This window comes from Aureimonas sp. AU20, from assembly GCF_001442755.1.
Taxonomy (GTDB): Bacteria; Pseudomonadota; Alphaproteobacteria; order Rhizobiales; family Rhizobiaceae; genus Aureimonas.
The window spans coordinates 996,806-1,011,874 of record NZ_CP006367.1 but is presented as its reverse complement, the minus strand read 5'-3'; the positions used below and the strand labels follow the sequence as shown (position 1 = coordinate 1,011,874).

General features: G+C 67.5%; 11 protein-coding genes. 8 read left to right on the top strand and 3 right to left on the bottom strand.

Annotation, left to right across the window (positions count from 1 at the left end; translation table 11 throughout):
- Window positions 1-260 precede the first annotated feature (260 nt).
- Window positions 261-1,310: an LLM class flavin-dependent oxidoreductase gene (locus tag M673_RS04655; RefSeq protein ID WP_061973992.1), complete on the top strand. Its 1,050-nt coding sequence runs from the start codon at window positions 261-263 to the stop codon at window positions 1,308-1,310.
- A 53-nt stretch (window positions 1,311-1,363) separates the two neighbouring features.
- On the opposite strand, the gene M673_RS04650 is transcribed toward M673_RS04655, so the two are convergent.
- A complete protein-coding gene (locus tag M673_RS04650) occupies window positions 1,364-3,043 on the bottom strand; it encodes a methyl-accepting chemotaxis protein (protein WP_244493091.1) in 1,680 nt (559 codons plus the stop codon).
- A 722-nt stretch (window positions 3,044-3,765) separates the two neighbouring features.
- Between M673_RS04650 and M673_RS04645 the strand changes: the two genes are divergently transcribed.
- Window positions 3,766-5,025 carry an AGE family epimerase/isomerase gene (locus tag M673_RS04645; protein WP_061973989.1) on the top strand — a complete coding sequence of 420 codons (1,260 nt, stop codon included), beginning with the start codon at window positions 3,766-3,768 and terminating at the stop codon, window positions 5,023-5,025.
- Window positions 5,026-5,072: 47 nt separating this feature from the next.
- On the opposite strand, the gene M673_RS04640 is transcribed toward M673_RS04645, so the two are convergent.
- Complete coding sequence (locus M673_RS04640) at window positions 5,073-5,840, bottom strand: SDR family oxidoreductase (RefSeq protein WP_061973987.1); 768 nt, start codon at window positions 5,838-5,840, stop codon at window positions 5,073-5,075.
- Window positions 5,841-6,049: 209 nt separating this feature from the next.
- On the opposite strand from M673_RS04640, the gene M673_RS04635 reads away from it, so the two are divergent.
- The 6 genes from M673_RS04635 to M673_RS04610 all read left to right on the top strand — a co-directional run bounded on the left by M673_RS04635 (window position 6,050) and on the right by M673_RS04610 (window position 14,676).
- Window positions 6,050-7,210, top strand: coding sequence for a fumarylacetoacetate hydrolase family protein (locus M673_RS04635; RefSeq protein ID WP_061973985.1), 1,161 nt, complete (start codon window positions 6,050-6,052; stop codon window positions 7,208-7,210).
- 144 nt (window positions 7,211-7,354) lie between these two features.
- The gene (locus M673_RS04630) at window positions 7,355-9,997 is read left to right on the top strand and encodes a response regulator (protein WP_061973983.1); all 2,643 of its coding nucleotides are present in this window, start codon (window positions 7,355-7,357) and stop codon (window positions 9,995-9,997) included.
- A gap of 142 nt (window positions 9,998-10,139) precedes the next feature.
- Window positions 10,140-11,024 (top strand): acetylglutamate kinase, encoded by an 885-nt coding sequence (gene argB / locus M673_RS04625; RefSeq protein ID WP_061973981.1) that lies wholly within the window; start codon window positions 10,140-10,142, stop codon window positions 11,022-11,024.
- A gap of 204 nt (window positions 11,025-11,228) precedes the next feature.
- Entirely contained in the window at window positions 11,229-12,524 is a 1,296-nt protein-coding gene (locus M673_RS04620; RefSeq protein WP_061973979.1) for an MFS transporter, read from the top strand.
- Between the two features lie 165 nt (window positions 12,525-12,689).
- Window positions 12,690-13,886 carry an OprO/OprP family phosphate-selective porin gene (locus M673_RS04615; RefSeq protein WP_061973977.1) on the top strand — a complete coding sequence of 399 codons (1,197 nt, stop codon included), beginning with the start codon at window positions 12,690-12,692 and terminating at the stop codon, window positions 13,884-13,886.
- A gap of 49 nt (window positions 13,887-13,935) precedes the next feature.
- Window positions 13,936-14,676, top strand: a complete 741-nt coding sequence (locus tag M673_RS04610) for a pyrimidine 5'-nucleotidase (protein WP_374755548.1) — start codon at window positions 13,936-13,938, stop codon at window positions 14,674-14,676.
- 60 nt (window positions 14,677-14,736) lie between these two features.
- Here M673_RS04610 and M673_RS04605 read toward each other — a convergent pair whose 3' ends face one another.
- Window positions 14,737-15,042, bottom strand: coding sequence for a hypothetical protein (locus M673_RS04605; protein ID WP_061973973.1), 306 nt, complete (start codon window positions 15,040-15,042; stop codon window positions 14,737-14,739).
- Window positions 15,043-15,069 lie beyond the last annotated feature (27 nt).

Genomic DNA, 15,069 nt, shown 5'->3' with positions numbered 1-15,069 from the left:
CGCGACCAACCCGCCGCGCCCGTTTCGCGGCGGCCGGGTGACGGTGCTTTCACCCATCCCTGCTCGACAGCCGAGACCGGAGCCCGCATAGACTGGCTCCGCTCGGGCCGAGGCCGATAGGCCGGTCCGAGCCTGTCGACGACGCTGCCACGCGAGACTTCCGCCGACCCTTGCACCTTTGCTAAGGATCGCGCGCCGAGCCTTCAGCCCAGCAGATGTCCCGATAGCTCCCCTTGCGGTCTGGTTCGCGGAGCTTTCCCATGACCTCTTCCATCGACTTCGGGTCCCTCGAATTCGGGCTCGATACGTTCGGCGACGTGACGCGCGGCCCGGACGGCGCGCTGCGCCCCCATGCCGCCGTCCTGCGCGAGGTCGTGGAACAGGGCGTGCTGGCCGATAGCGTGGGCGTCGATTTCTTTGGCGTCGGCGAGCATCACCGCGTCGACTTCGCCGTGTCAGCGCCGGACGTGGTCCTGGCTGCCATCGCCGCGCGCACGACGCGCATCCGCCTGGGCTCGGCGGTCACGGTGCTGAGCTCCGACGATCCGATCCGCGTGTTTCAGCGCTTCTCCACCCTCGACGGGCTTTCGGGCGGCCGGGCCGAGGTGATCCTAGGGCGCGGCTCCTTCACCGAATCCTTCCCCCTGTTCGGCTTCGACCTCCGGCAATACGAGACGCTGTTCGAGGAGAAGCTGGATCTGTTCGCGGCGCTGCGCTCCGGCGGGCCGGTGACATGGCAGGGCTCGATCCGCCCGCCGCTCACGCAGCAGAGCGTCTTTCCGCCGCCGGAGAGCCAGCCGCTGCGCACTTGGATCGGCGTCGGCGGCAGCCCGGAATCGGTGGTGCGCGCGGCGCGCTACGACATGCCCATGCTGCTCGCCATCATCGGCGGCGATCCCGCGCGCTTCCGCCCCTATGTCGATCTATCCGCGCGGGCCGCGGCCGAGTTCAACCGCCCGGTGCAGCCGATCGGCGTCCATTCGCCCGGCTTCGTCGGAGAAACGGACGAGGCGGCGCGCGAAACCTTCTGGCCCGACTACAAGCGGATGCACGATCAGATCGGCTCCGAGCGCGGCTGGCCGCCTCTGGAAAAGACGAGCTTTGAGCGCGAGATCGAGCGCGGCTCGCTTTATGTCGGCTCGCCGGAAACCGTCGCCGCAAAGATCGCCCGAACGGTCAAGAAGCTCGGCCTGTCGCGCTTCCAGCTGAAATACAGCGCCGGCCCCCTGCCCCACGAGGCGCTGCTCCGCTGCATCGAACTCTATGGCACCCGCGTCATGCCCCTCGTGCGCGAGCATCTCCAAAGCTGAAACAAAAAAGGCCGGCTCTCGCGAGCCGGCCTTTTTATTCAAGTCATGGCCTCTCAGGCGCTGAGCCGCTCGAAGCCGCCGTCCTCCAGATCGAGATCGAAGCCGGATGGTGCATTCGAGCGAGGCGCCGGGGCGGGCTGCGGCTTGGCGGCGCGCGGACCGGGAGCCGGCTGGGCCTTGACCGGAGCGGGTGCCACCTTCGCGGAGGCTGGCGCGGCGGGGGCGGTCGACGCAGCGGAGCGGATTTCGCCGAGCTTGAAGAACGAGGCCCGCTCGGCCAGGCGCCGTGCCTCGCCCGAGAGCTGTTCGGAGGTCGCCGCCATCTGCGTCGCCGCGCTGGCGGTGGACTGCGTGACTTGATCGAGCTGCGTGATCGCCTGGTTGATCTGCTCGGCGCCGATCGACTGCTCGCGGCAAGCGGCCGAAATCTCCAGGACGAGCTCGGCCGTGCGCTGGATATCGGGCAGCAGCGCGGCGAGCTTCACCTGCGCGCCTTCGGCGACCACCAGCGTGGACGTGGACAAGGTGCCGATCTCGGCGGCGGCGATCTGGCTGCGCTCGGCAAGTTTGCGGACCTCGGAGGCCACCACGGCAAAGCCCTTGCCATGCTGCCCGGCGCGCGCGGCCTCGATCGCCGCGTTGAGCGCAAGCAAGTCTGTCTGGCGCGCGATCTCCTGCACCACGGCGATCTTCTCGGCGATGCTGCGCATCGCCTCGGTGGACTGAACCACGGCCGCGCCGCTTTCGGCGGCATGGCGCGCCGCCTGGGCCGCGATCTTCTCCGTGGTGGCGGCGTTGTCGGCGGTCTGGCGGATGTTGGCCGTCATCTGCTCCACGGCGGCGGACGATTCCTCGCTGGCCGCCGCCTGCTCGGTGGAGCCGGAGGAAAGGGACTCGGCCGTGGCGGCCGACTGGCCGGAGCCCGTGGCCACCATGGCGGCCGAACTGGACACCTCGCCCACGATCTCGCGCAGCTTGGCGTTCATCGCCGTCATGGCGCGCTGGAGATCGCCGATCTCGTCCGAGCCCTTGGGCTCGATCCGCTGCGACAGGTCGCCTCGGCCGATCGCCTCGGCCACCGCGACCGAACCGGACAGGCGACGCGTGATGTTGCGCGTGACGAGAAAGCCGCCGATCGCCATCAGAAGCGCCATGCCCGCCAGCCAGCAGGCCGCCTCGATCATACGCTGGCGCAGAACGACCTGGATGTCGTCGACATAGACGCCCGTGGCAATGACCCAGTCCCAAGGCTTGAAATAGGCGGAATAGGCGTATTTCGGCACGTCTTCCGTGCCGCCGAGCCGCTTGGTGGAATAGCTGGTGTAGCCGCCGCCTTCCATGCCGCGCCGGATCATCTCTTGGTTGAGGTACACGCCGTTCCCGTCGCGCCGCTCCCAGCCGCTTTCGCCTTCCTGCTCGGCCTTGGGGAAGATCGTGCGGATGCCCTTGGAGTCGAAGCTGACGAGATAATTGTCGCCGCCGAAGCGGATGGGCCGCAGAACGGCGCGCGCTGTCTTCTGCGCTTCCTCGACGGTCAGCTCGCCGGCATCCACACGGGCCTGAAGCGAGGCCATGGTCGAGAGCGAGGCGTCGATCTGCGCCTTGAGAAGGTCGGCCCGATCGGCCCAGAGCTGATCGCGCAAGGTCCAGAGCTGAACACCGGCATAGCCGATGGCGATGGCGATCGCGAAGGCCATGAGCAGGAAAAGCTTCCTGCCAACCGTCATACGCATATCTCGATACTCCTGTGACGCGTTGTGTGCCCTCGAAATGCAAGGCCAGGAGTCGCCGAAACGGGTTAAGGAAAGGCCAGTGGGAAACATTCATTTCGCAGCTGCGAAATGTTGAGGTTAGGATTTCCCAAACTCGCCTTGCTTCCGTCGCCGCCGGCTCGCGACTCTGAGGCCCGCTTCGAGCCGGACTTCCCTGCGGTACGTGGGAAAAACGTCAGGGCAGAAACAGCGCCAGCCCCACCCAACCTGCCGCCAGAAGCATGGCCAAGGCCGTGCCATGGACGAAGATCGTCACCAAGGTCTCGATCCGCATAAACCCCTCCCCCACTCGCAGTGGCCGGCGCTTGCGCGATGCTAAGATGCCGGTTCGAGCCGACGATAGCGAAGGTCGGTGCGCGAGGTGTTTCCAGGGACAGGGAAATCCGCTTCATCCACGGAAAAAGAAAAAGCCCACTCGGGGGAGGACCGAGTGGGCTAAGAATGCAAGGTATCTGGGAGGAAACAATGCAACGCCACATAACCATGTTGCGGCGCAATTGAGCAAGCTCGGTTTCGCATGGCTGCCATGCAATACCTTCTATTCCTGCATGGATCGGAACGCGCCGGATCGGCAAAACGAGGGTCTGCCAAACGTCGCTCTGGCCTTCCGCGCCGGGCTTCGCTAGCGGAGGGAAACGCAGGCGCTCAAGGGATGTGGGGCGCGAGAAGGGGGAGAGCGAGCGATGGCGAACAATCACGATTCGGTGAAGCCTTGGGTGATGCGGGGGGCGCATCGGCAATGGCTCCTGCGCGAGGCGGACGACCTGTTCCGCTTTTTCGAGGCGGCGAGCCTCGGCCCCTCCGGCTCCATCGCGGTGCCCGACACCGACGGGCGACCGCTGGCCAGCGACGGCACCACCGAACTCCACACCACGACCCGCCTCGTGCATTGCTTCGCGCTGGCCAGCCTTCAGGGCCGGCCCGGCGCCGATGCGATCGTCGATCACGGCATGCGCGCCCTGTGGGAGCGCCATCGCGACGCCCAGCATGGCGGCTACGCCTGGAGCTTCGGCCCGTCCGGCTTCGTGGACGACAAGAAGCAGGCCTATGGCCATGCCTTCGTGCTGCTCGCCGCCTCCAGCGCGCTGCTGGCCGGCCATCCCGACGCCGGCCGGCTGCTCGCCGACGTGACGGAGATTCTCGACACGCGCTTCTGGGAAGAGGCGCACGGCGCCTCCGCCGAGGAGTTCACGCGCGACTGGCGGCCTTTCGACACCTATCGCGGCCAGAACTCCAACATGCACCTGACGGAGGCCCTGATGGCCGCCTTCGAGGCGACGGGCGAGCGGGCCTATCTGGAGAAGGCGCATCGCATCGCCGATCTCGTGGTCAATCGCCATGCCCGCGCCAACGGCTGGCACCTGCCGGAGCATTTCACGACGGACTGGCAGGTCGACCGCGCCTATGACGGCAACCCGATCTTCCGCCCCTTCGGCACGACGCCCGGCCATTGGCTGGAATGGGCGCGGCTTCTGGTACAGCTCTGGGAGCTGGAAGGGCGCGCGAGCGACTGGATGCTGGAATCCGCCCGCTCCCTCTTCGCGCAGGCCGTGGCCGACGGGTGGGACGGCGAGCGCGGCGGCTTCTACTATACGCTCGGCTGGGACGGGCAGGCGCGCATCGCGGACCGCTACTGGTGGCCGGCCTGCGAGGGCATCGCGGCGGCGGCGGCCCTTCGCGGCGTGACGGGCGAGGCCTTCTACGAAGACTGGTATCGCCGCATCTGGGACTTCTCGGCGCTTTACCTGATCGACCGCCGCCATGGCGGCTGGCACCCGCAGCTCGGCCCCGACAACCGCCCCAAGCCGGAGCCCTTCGCCGGCAAGCCCGATCTCTACCACGCGCTCCAGGCCTGCCTTCTGCCCCTGCTGCCGACCGACATCGGCCTCGCCAAGGGTCTTCGCGAAGGTCGGCTGGACGGCGAAAAGAGCATCGCCTCCTGACTTGCCCCGCGCTCCCAGGCGAGGCGACGCCGCGCCTGGGAGTCGCGTCAAAGCGACGTGGTTATGCCCCCGTCGACATAGAGCGTGTGGCCGTTGACGAAGGAGGCGGCGTCGGAGGCGAGGAACACCGCCGCGCCGACCAACTCTTCCACCCGGCCCCAGCGCCCGGCCGGCGTGCGCTTGGCGAGCCAAGCGCTGAATTCGGCGTCCTCCACCAGCGCCCGGTTCAGCTCCGTCTCGAAATAGCCGGGCGCGATGGCGTTGCATTGCAGCCCGTGGCGCGCCCAGTCCGCCGCCATGCCGCGCGTCAGCTGGCGAATGGCGCCCTTGGTGGCCGTGTAGGGGGCGATGCCGGGCCGGGCGAGTTCGCTCTGCACCGAGGCGATGTTGATGATCTTGCCGCGCCCGCGAGCGATCATGCCCCGCGCCGCCGCGCGGGCCGACAGAAAGGCCGAGTCGACATTGACGCGGAACATCTCGCTCCAGCGTTCCACGGGGAACTCGTCCAAAGGCGCGCGGTGCTGCATTCCGGCGTTGTTGACGAGAATGTCCAGCGCGCCGAAGCGCTGCTCCAACTCGGCAAAGCCCGCCTCCACGGCGGCGGGGTCCGACACGTCGAAGGCAAGCGTTTCCGCCTCAATGCCGGCGGAGGCCAGACCGTCCCGCGCCTCGGCCAACCGAGCCGCGTCCCGCCCGTTGAGCAGGATGCGCGCCCCGTGCTCGGCCAGACCTTGGGCGAGCGCGAGGCCGATCCCCTTGCTGGAGCCGGTGACGAGCGCCAGCCGCCCGGACAGGTCGAACAATCCAGACGTCATCGGCCAACTCTCCCAACATCTCCGCCCGCGCGGCTCTCAGCCGAGGGAAGTAGCAGAGATCGCCGGGAGGGAAACCGGCGGGCGATGCCGCAGCGCAGCATGGCTTTCGCTTGCGCTCGGGCGCGATCCGTCGTTCCCCTGTTTCCCGCCGCTGGCCAAGCGATTCCGGGAGGGAGGCGCAACCGCGGCGCAGCAGACGAGAGTGATCGATGAGCCCTTCTTCTCCCCTGCCGGTGGATGCCGGCGACGCCCTTCTGGTCGGCCGCCTGTTCGACCCCGAGATCGGCGGCCCGGCCGTGGTCCATGTCAGGGGAGATCGGCTGGTGGACGTGTCCGCCGCAGCGCCGACCGTTTCGCAGCTTCTGGAAGAGGCCGACCCGGCCGCCCGGCTGCGCGGGGCAGAGGGCGGCCGGTCCTGGAACCTCGCCGAGGTTCTGGCGGCAAGCGAATCCGGCGGCGACGGCCCCGTTCTGCTCGCGCCTTGCGATCTTCAGGCCGTGAAGGCCTGCGGCGTCACCTTCGCCCGCTCCATGGTGGAGCGCGTGATCGAGGAGCGCGCCAAGGGCGACTTCGCACAGGCCAACGCCATTCGCGGCGAGATCGGCTCGGTGATCGGCGGTGCGCTGGCCGACGTCGTGCCGGGTTCGCCAAAGTCGGCCGAGGTGAAGCGCATCCTGCAGGAGCGCGGATACTGGTCGCAATATCTCGAGGTCGGCATCGGGCCGGACGCCGAGGTCTTCACCAAGGCGCCCGTGCTCGCCAGCGTCGGCCACGGCGCCGAGGTCGGCATCCTGCCCTCCTCCGAATGGAACAATCCCGAGCCGGAAGTGGTGCTCGCGGTCAATTCTCTTGGGCAAATCCGGGGCGCGACGCTCGGCAACGACGTGAACCTGCGCGATGTCGAAGGGCGCTCGGCGCTGCTTCTGGGCAAGGCCAAGGACAACAACGCCTCCTGCTCGATCGGCCCCTTCATCCGCCTGTTCGACGCCGGCTTCACGCTGGACGACGTGCGCGCCGCCGAACTGACGCTGACCGTCGAGGGCGCGGGCGACGGATACCGCATGGAGGGCTTCTCCTCCATGCGCGAGATCAGCCGCGACCCGGCCGATCTCGTCGCCCAGGCGCTCGGCCCCCATCACCAATATCCCGACGGGATGATGCTGTTTCTCGGCACGCTGTTCGCCCCGGTGGAGGATCGCGACGCCCCAGGAAAGGGCTTCACGCACAAGCTGGGAGACCGCGTCAGCATCGGCTCGCCGCGCCTCGGCACGCTCACCAACACCGTGACCCACACCGACAAGGCGCCGCCCTGGCGCTTCGGCCTTGCGGCCCTGATGCGCAATCTCGCCGCGCGCGGGCTTCTGGCCTAAGGGGCCGCGAGCAATAAAATCGGAGGGCGGACAGATAGTTTGTCCGCCCTTGTGTCTTCAAACGGCTTGTGATCGTCACATTTTAACGCCATTCCAGATGGCCATTCGACTTGCCGTTGATCCCACATGAAGGAAGCCTCTTCCATGGCCGATCCCGTCACGAGCCGCGCCGTTCCCTACGAGACGGAAACGCGACGCCTGCTGGAAGGGTTCGACTGGTCGACCACCTCGCTCGGTCCGCGCGAGAGCTGGCCCGAGCGGCTGACCATGGCCGTGGACACGGTGGTGGATTCGCCGGTGGCCAAGGTCCTTATGTGGGGGCCGGATCATGTGATGATCTACAACGATCCCTATATCGAGGTCGCCGGCGGCTATCATCCTCGCGCCTTCGGCGGGCGCGTGGCCGAGGTGTGGCCCGAAATCTGGGATTGGAACAGCCGCGTCCTGGAGGCCGGCTTCCGGGGCGAGATCCAGTCCTACACCGATCAGGTCTTGCAGCTGCGCCGCCACGGCGAGCCGGAGGACGTGTATTTCGACCTGTTCTACACGCCCATCCGAAACCAGGACGGCGGCATCGGCGGCGTGCTCTGCACGGTTCTGGAAAAGACCGACCGGGTCGTCGCCGAGCGCGAGACCTTCCGTTCCAACCAGCGCTTCCGCGCGGCGATGGACGCCATCCACGGCACGATCTGGACCAACAGCGCCGACGGGCGCATGGTCGGCGAGCAGCCCGGCTGGGGTCGCCTGACCGGCCAGACCTATGCCGACTATCAGGGCTTCGGCTGGTCCAAGGCCGTGCATCCCGAAGACGTGCCGGCCTCCATCGCGGCCTGGCAGGAGGCGGTGGACAGCGGACAGACCTTCGTTCACGAGCACCGCGTCCTCGTGGCGGGCGGGGACTATCGCCGCTTCGCCGTGCGCGCCGTGCCGACCTTCGACGAGAAGGGCACGCTGCGCGAATGGGTCGGCGTCCACACCGATGTCGAGGACGTGCGCGCCTACGAGGATTCGCTGCGCGAGCACGCCGAGATGCTGGAGCGGCAGGTGCGCCACCGCCAGCGCGCCGAGGAGCAGCTTCGCCAGTTGAACGAGACGCTGGAAAGCCGCGTGATCGAGGCGCTGGAGGAGCGCCGGCAGGCGCAGGTGGCGCTCGCCCAGTCGCAGAAGCTGGAAACGATCGGCAAGCTCACCGGCGGCGTGGCGCACGACTTCAACAACCTGCTTCAGGTCGTGTCCGGCAATCTTCAGCTTCTCCTGCGCGATCTCACCGGCAACGAGCGGGCCGAACGGCGTATCGGCAACGCGCTGGCGGGCGTGGCGCGTGGCTCCAAGCTCGCCTCGCAGCTTCTCGCCTTCGGCCGCCGGCAGGCGCTGGAGCCCAAGGTCGTCAACGTGACGCGCTTCGTGCGCGGCATGGACGACATGCTGCGCCGGGCGCTGGGCGAAGGGATCGAGATCGAGACCGTGGTGGGCGGCGGCTTGTGGAACACGTTCATCGATCCGACGCAGATCGAGAACGCGCTCCTGAATCTGGCCATCAACGCGCGCGACGCGATGGAGGGCCAGGGCAAGCTGACGATCGAACTCGGCAACGCCTCGCTGGACGACACCTATGCCCGCACCCATGCCGAGGTGACGCCGGGCCAATATGTCATGCTGGCGGTGAGCGACACCGGCTGCGGCATGAGCGCCGACATCATCGAGAAGGTCTTCGAGCCCTTCTTCTCCACCAAGGCCGAGGGCAAGGGCTCCGGCCTTGGCCTTTCCATGGTCTACGGCTTCGTCAAGCAGTCCGGCGGCCACGTGAAGATCTATTCCGAGGTCGACCACGGCACCACGATCAAGCTCTATCTGCCCCGCGCCGAACAGGCCGAGGATGTCGAGGTCGCGATCGACACCGGCCCGATCTCGGGCGGTACGGAAACCGTTCTCGTGGTGGAGGACGACGACGAGGTTCGCGCCACCGTGGTGGAGATGCTGACCGATCTCGGCTACCGCGTGCTGAAGGCCGTGGATGCGCAGTCGGCGCTGAACGTCGTGGAAAGCGGCATCCCGCTCGACATCCTGTTCACCGACGTCGTGATGCCCGGCAAGCTGAAGAGCCCGGAACTGGCCCGCAAGGCCAAGGAGCGCTTGCCCGATCTCGCGGTTCTCTTCACCTCCGGCTACACCGAGAACTCCATCGTGCATGGCGGGCGGCTGGACTCGGGCGTCGAGCTTCTGTCCAAGCCCTATACGCGGGAAGCGCTGGCGCGGAAGTTCCGCCACGTCCTGGCCAACCGCGCCCAGAAGAACCAGCGCCGGCCCGACATCGCCAGCCCCGCGCTCGCCGGGGAGCCGCTCGTCCAGCGCGCCTCCGCCCCCGGTGCCGTGTCCTCGCAAGGCCCGGCCGAGCAGCCCGGCCCGCGCCACTTCAAGCCCTGCACCGTGCTCTTCGTGGAGGACGACGCGCTGATCCGCATGAACACGGCCGACATGATGAAGGATCTCGGCCATGTCGTGGTGGAAGCGGGCAGCGCGGAGGACGCGCTGGTCGCCCTCGAAACCGCGCCGGTGGACGTGCTCGTGACGGACGTGAACCTGCCCGGCATGTCCGGCCCCGATCTCGCCCGGCGCGCGGTGGCCTCCCGCCCACGCATCGGCATCGTCTTCGCCACGGGCGATCGGCACGTGCCGGGGATCGAGAGCTTCGCCGCCAACACCGCGCTGCTCCTGAAGCCTTACGACATGAGCGATCTCGACAAGGCCATCGCCAAGGCCAGCGCGCAGAGCCGCGTTGAGGCCTGAGCTGCGCCTTGTCGGCGACCTTGGCCGGACGAAGCCCCGGCCGAGGTTTTTTGCAATGCGGCAACGCTCTGCCCTTTGTTCGGGCGCGGTCCTGAGCTAGGAAGCGGCCGAATGTCAGGCCCTTGCAGGCTAAGGAGTTGCCATGTCCGATCAGCCCCAGAACCAGGCCAGCGTCCTTGCCGAGGCGCTGCCCTACATGCAGGCCTACGAGAACAAGACGGTCGTGGTGAAATATGGCGGCCATGCCATGGGCGACGCCAAGCTCGGCCGCGCCTTCGCCCGCGACATCGCCCTGCTCAAGCAGTCCGGCATAAACCCCATCGTCGTGCATGGCGGCGGGCCGCAGATCGGCCGCATGCTCGAGAAGATGGGCATCGAATCGCGCTTTGAGCACGGGCTTCGCGTCACCGACCAGCGCACGGTCGAGATCGTCGAGATGGTTCTGGCCGGCTCCATCAACAAGGAGATCGTCGCGCTCATCAACGCCGAAGGCGAATGGGCGATCGGCCTGTGCGGCAAGGACGGCAACATGGTCTTCGCCGAGAAGGCCACGAAGACGGTCGTCGATCCCGACTCCAACATCGAGCGCGTTCTCGATCTCGGCTTCGTCGGCGAGCCGGTGGAGGTCGATCGCACGCTGCTCGACCTTCTCGCCCGCTCCGAGATGATCCCCGTGATCGCGCCGGTGGCGCCAGGCCGCGACGGCTCGACCTACAACATCAACGCCGACACGTTCGCCGGCGCCATCGCCGGCGCGGTGAAGGCCGCGCGGCTCCTGTTCCTGACCGACGTGCCGGGCGTTCTCGACAAGAACGGCCAGCTCATCAAGGAACTCTCGGTCGGCGAGGCGCGCGCCCTGATCAAGGACGGCACGATCTCGGGCGGCATGATCCCCAAGGTTGAGACCTGCATCGAGGCGCTGGATCGCGGCGTCGAGGGTGTCGTGATCCTGAACGGCAAGGTGCTCCATGCCGTGCTGCTGGAGCTCCTGACCGAGCACGGGGCCGGCACGCTTCTCGTGCCCTGACCCTCGTCCCTTCCCAGCTAGATAGAGATTTCGGCCGGATCGACCTCGCGTCGGTTCGGCCGTTCGTTTGTCGGGGGCAGAGCCGCCGCTCCGATGTTTTGCAAGTCTGGCTTGGTGTTTCGGCTTGCAAGCGGGCGTAACGTCAGTTACTCCCGCAACGCGTACCCTGCGTTACGCTTCCTGGTCCCACTGAAAGCCCGTGCCTTGTCCGCCGTTCCCGCTTCCCCTTCCGAGGGCGCACCCGCCAATTCTCGCGCGCGCGTCCTGTTCGCCAGCCTCATCGGCACCACGATCGAATTCTTCGATTTCTACATCTACGCGACGGCGGCGGTTCTCGTATTTCCCAAGCTCTTCTTCCCGGGGTCCGACGCGACCTCCGCGACGCTGCAGAGCTTCGCCACCTTCGCCATCGCCTTCTTCGCCCGCCCCATCGGCGCGGCGATCTTCGGCCATTTCGGGGATCGGGTCGGGCGCAAGGCGACGCTCGTCGCCGCGCTCATGACCATGGGCCTGTCCACTGTGGCGATCGGCCTGCTTCCGACCTATGCCTCCGCCGGCGTCCTCGCGCCGCTGCTCCTGGCGCTCTGCCGCCTCGGCCAGGGCCTCGGGCTCGGCGGCGAATGGGGCGGCGCGGTGCTGCTCGCCACTGAGAACGCCCCTCCCGGCAAGCGCGCCTGGTACGGCATGTTCCCGCAACTCGGCGCGCCGATCGGCTTCATCTGCGCCACGGGCTCGTTCCTGATCCTGTCGGACGTGCTGACCGACGAGCAGTTCTTCCAGTTCGGCTGGCGCATTCCCTTCATCGCCTCGGCGCTTCTGGTGTTCGTCGGCCTCTGGGTCCGCCTGAAGATCCACGAGACGCCGGCTTTCCAGAAGGCTGTGGAGCGGCACGAGCGGGTCAAGGTTCCGCTGCTCTCGGTTTTCGCCGAGCACAAGGGCCGGCTTCTGGCCGGCACCTTCGCCGCGCTCGCCACCTTCGTCCTGTTCTACCTGATGACGACCTTCGTCCTGTCCTGGGGCACGTCGGCGCTGGGCTACAGCCGCTCCAGCTTCCTGCCGATCCAGATGCTCGGCGTCGTCTTCTTCGGCCTCGCCATTCCCGTTTCGGCGGTGATGGCGGACAGGATCGGCTCGCGCACGACCCTCCTCCTCGCGACGCTCGGCATCGGCCTGTTCGGCTTCCTGTTCCACCCGCTCTTCGGCGCGGGGACGGTCGGCAGCGTCATCGCCTTCCAGATCGTCGGCTTCGCGCTGATGGGCATGACCTACGGCCCGCTCGGCACGGCGCTGTCGGATCTCTTCCCGACGGCGGTGCGCTACACCGGCGCTTCGCTGACCTTTAATTTCGGCGGCATCGTCGGCGCCTCGCTGGCCCCCTATCTCGCGACGCGCCTTGCCACCGACCACGGCCTCGCGGCTGTCGGCTACTACCTTTCGGCCGCAGCCGTCATCACGGCGATCGCGCTCATGGCGACGCCGCGCCGGGGCGAGTTCGCCTGAGCCGAGCCGTTCTCCCGCCTGGATCCAAGGCCCGGCGCTCCCAAGGCGCCGGGCCTTTTCGTTCGGGCGCGCTCACCGGCTTTGCCGCCGCCCTGTGGCCTGGCGGCACTGGCATGTGACGCGTCCCGCTGCCACGAGTTTTCCTCCATGCGAAGGAAGACGATCATGTCGCGCGCTGCCCTGGTTCTCGCCTGCCTGGCCCTCCCCCTTCCGCCGATTGTCGCCACCGCCTCGGCCGGGGAGCGCGGCGAGGCCTCGCTGGCCGAGCGCCTGGAAACCGCGCCCGAGATCGGCACGCAGGATCGCTACCTCCGCCTGTCGCCCTACGTGCAGTTCGACGGCGGCTGGGCCTCCTCCTCGCCGGACGATCTCGTCGCTCCGGAAGACCGGCGCAATGGCGAGGTCCGGCGCGGGCGTCTCTATGCCGACTTCGCCTATGACGATTTCGGCGGCCGGCTGACGCTCGACTTCGCCAATTGGGAAGAGGAAGCCGTCACCTACGCCTATCTCAACTACAAGATTTCCGAGGCCCTGACCGTTCAGGCCGGTTATCAGGACGTGCCCTTCTCGCTGCAGAACATCATGGGCAGCCGCTCGGCCACCTTCGCCGAGGACGGGCTAAACTCGACGCTGCAACTGGCCGACGCGGTGGGCGTCGTGGCGCTGATGGGGGGCGATCGCTGGAGCTTTCAGGCCGGCGTATTCGGCGGCGACATCAACGCCCAGCCCTTCGACGATGGCGTGACGCTCGGCGCCCGCGCCACCTATGCGCCCTGGATGGAGGGCGAGGACGCGGTGCATCTCGGTCTTGGCCTTGCCGGCGGCTTCGACCGGCAGGAGCCGCTTTCCTTCTCCGGCGGCACAGGCACCGATCTCGTCGCCGCCTCGCCCATCTCCACCGGCGACTTCACGGGCTCGGCCAAGCTCCTGTCGGCGAACGCGGAGCTGGCCGCGACGCTCGGCCGCTTCACGCTCCAGAGCGAATACACGGTGAGCCGCGTCGAGGCGCGCGACGGCGGCGAAGCGACCCTGCATGGCGGCTATCTCTCCGCGCTCCTGTTCCTGACCGACGACCACCGCGTCTATGAGGCGAAGGAAGGCCAGTTCGAGCGGGTGAAGCCGGCCCATTCCGTGTCGAAGGGCGGCATTGGCGCCTTCGAGATCGGCGCGCGGCTGGACGGGCTGGACCTGACCGACGCCGAGGACGGGGGCGCCGAGATCGCCGGCACCGCGATCCTCAACTGGTATCCGACCGATGTGCTGCGCTTCACCGCGAGCCACACCTATACCGAGGTGACCGCCGGCCCGGACGAAGGCGACAGGGTCAACGCGACGCTGCTGCGCGCCACGATCGTCTATTGAACCTGAGGGTGCATGCGCTCTTGCGCAGGATTGACGCCGCAGCGCCGGCATGCGGAAAGAAGCGATGAACGAGCAAACCACGATCCTCCGCACCGCCGACGCCACGCCGCAGGACTTTTCCCATGTCCACACATGGGTCTTCGACCTCGACAACACGCTCTACCCCCGCCGCACCGATCTGTTTCGCCAGATCGACGAGCGGATGACGAGCTTCGTGGGCGAGCTTCTGGGCGTCGCCCCGGACGAGGCGAAGGACGTGCAGAAGCGCTACTACCGCGAATACGGCACGACGCTGCGCGGGCTGATGTCGGTCCACGACATCGATCCCGACGCCTTCCTGCGCTATGTCCACAATATCGACTATTCCTGGCTGTCGCCGGACCCCGAGCTCGGCGCCGAGATCGCCGCGCTGCCGGGCCGCAAGTTCATCTTTACCAATGGCGACCGGGGCCATGCCGAGCGCACGGCGCGCCAGCTCGGCATCTTCGAGCATTTCGAGGACGTGTTCGACATCGTGGCCGCAGGTCTCGTTCCCAAGCCCGCCGCCGTGACCTACGACAAGTTCATGGCGCTGCACCGGGTGGACACGGCCCATGCCGCCATGTTCGAGGATCTCGCCCGCAATCTGGAAGTGCCGAAGGCGCTGGGCATGCGCACCGTCCTCATCGTGCCGGAGAATTTCGAGACGGCGATCGGCGATGCCTGGGAGCACGAAGGGCGCGAGGGCGAGCATATCGATTTCGTCACCGACAATCTTACGACCTTCCTGCGTTCGATCCGCACGGCTTAGCACCGAATACAGAAACGGCCGGAGCACCTGCCCCGGCCGTTTTCATGGAATCGAATGGCGCTACGAGCCGAGAACGGACCGGTCCGGGCGCACGAGCGAGGCCGCGCCGTCGGTCGCGCGGTCTTCCATCATATTGGTTTCGGCTTGGCCCTCGCCGGCGCGCTTGTTGGAATTGAAGATCGCGTCCATCTGCTCGTTGGCATAAACGGCTTGGCCGGCCTTGGACGCCTCGCGCGCCGCCCGGCTTTCGGGGTCGAGATCGGTCGGCGACGCCTTGCCCCCCGTCTCGTCCTCCGCCAGCGTCTCGGATACGTCCTGGCCCTGCTGCCGCCGCATCATGGCGGAATCCGTGTCGAGATCGCCCATGGCACATCTCCTCCCCAGTTGTGATTG

What these genes read in the sequence shown, in the direction of transcription:
- M673_RS04635 (WP_061973985.1), top strand. Translation starts at nt 6,050, where the DNA reads ATGAGCCCTTCTTCTCCCCTGCCGGTGGATGCCGGCGACGCCCTTCTG.
- M673_RS04615 (WP_061973977.1), top strand. Translation starts at nt 12,690, where the DNA reads ATGTCGCGCGCTGCCCTGGTTCTCGCCTGCCTGGCCCTCCCCCTTCCG.
- M673_RS04605 (WP_061973973.1), bottom strand. Translation starts at nt 15,042, where the DNA reads ATGGGCGATCTCGACACGGATTCCGCCATGATGCGGCGGCAGCAGGGC.
- M673_RS04610 (WP_374755548.1), top strand. Translation starts at nt 13,936, where the DNA reads ATGCGGAAAGAAGCGATGAACGAGCAAACCACGATCCTCCGCACCGCC.
- argB (WP_061973981.1), top strand. Translation starts at nt 10,140, where the DNA reads ATGTCCGATCAGCCCCAGAACCAGGCCAGCGTCCTTGCCGAGGCGCTG.
- M673_RS04640 (WP_061973987.1), bottom strand. Translation starts at nt 5,840, where the DNA reads ATGACGTCTGGATTGTTCGACCTGTCCGGGCGGCTGGCGCTCGTCACC.
- M673_RS04655 (WP_061973992.1), top strand. Translation starts at nt 261, where the DNA reads ATGACCTCTTCCATCGACTTCGGGTCCCTCGAATTCGGGCTCGATACG.
- M673_RS04645 (WP_061973989.1), top strand. Translation starts at nt 3,766, where the DNA reads ATGGCGAACAATCACGATTCGGTGAAGCCTTGGGTGATGCGGGGGGCG.
- M673_RS04630 (WP_061973983.1), top strand. Translation starts at nt 7,355, where the DNA reads ATGGCCGATCCCGTCACGAGCCGCGCCGTTCCCTACGAGACGGAAACG.
- M673_RS04650 (WP_244493091.1), bottom strand. Translation starts at nt 3,043, where the DNA reads ATGCGTATGACGGTTGGCAGGAAGCTTTTCCTGCTCATGGCCTTCGCG.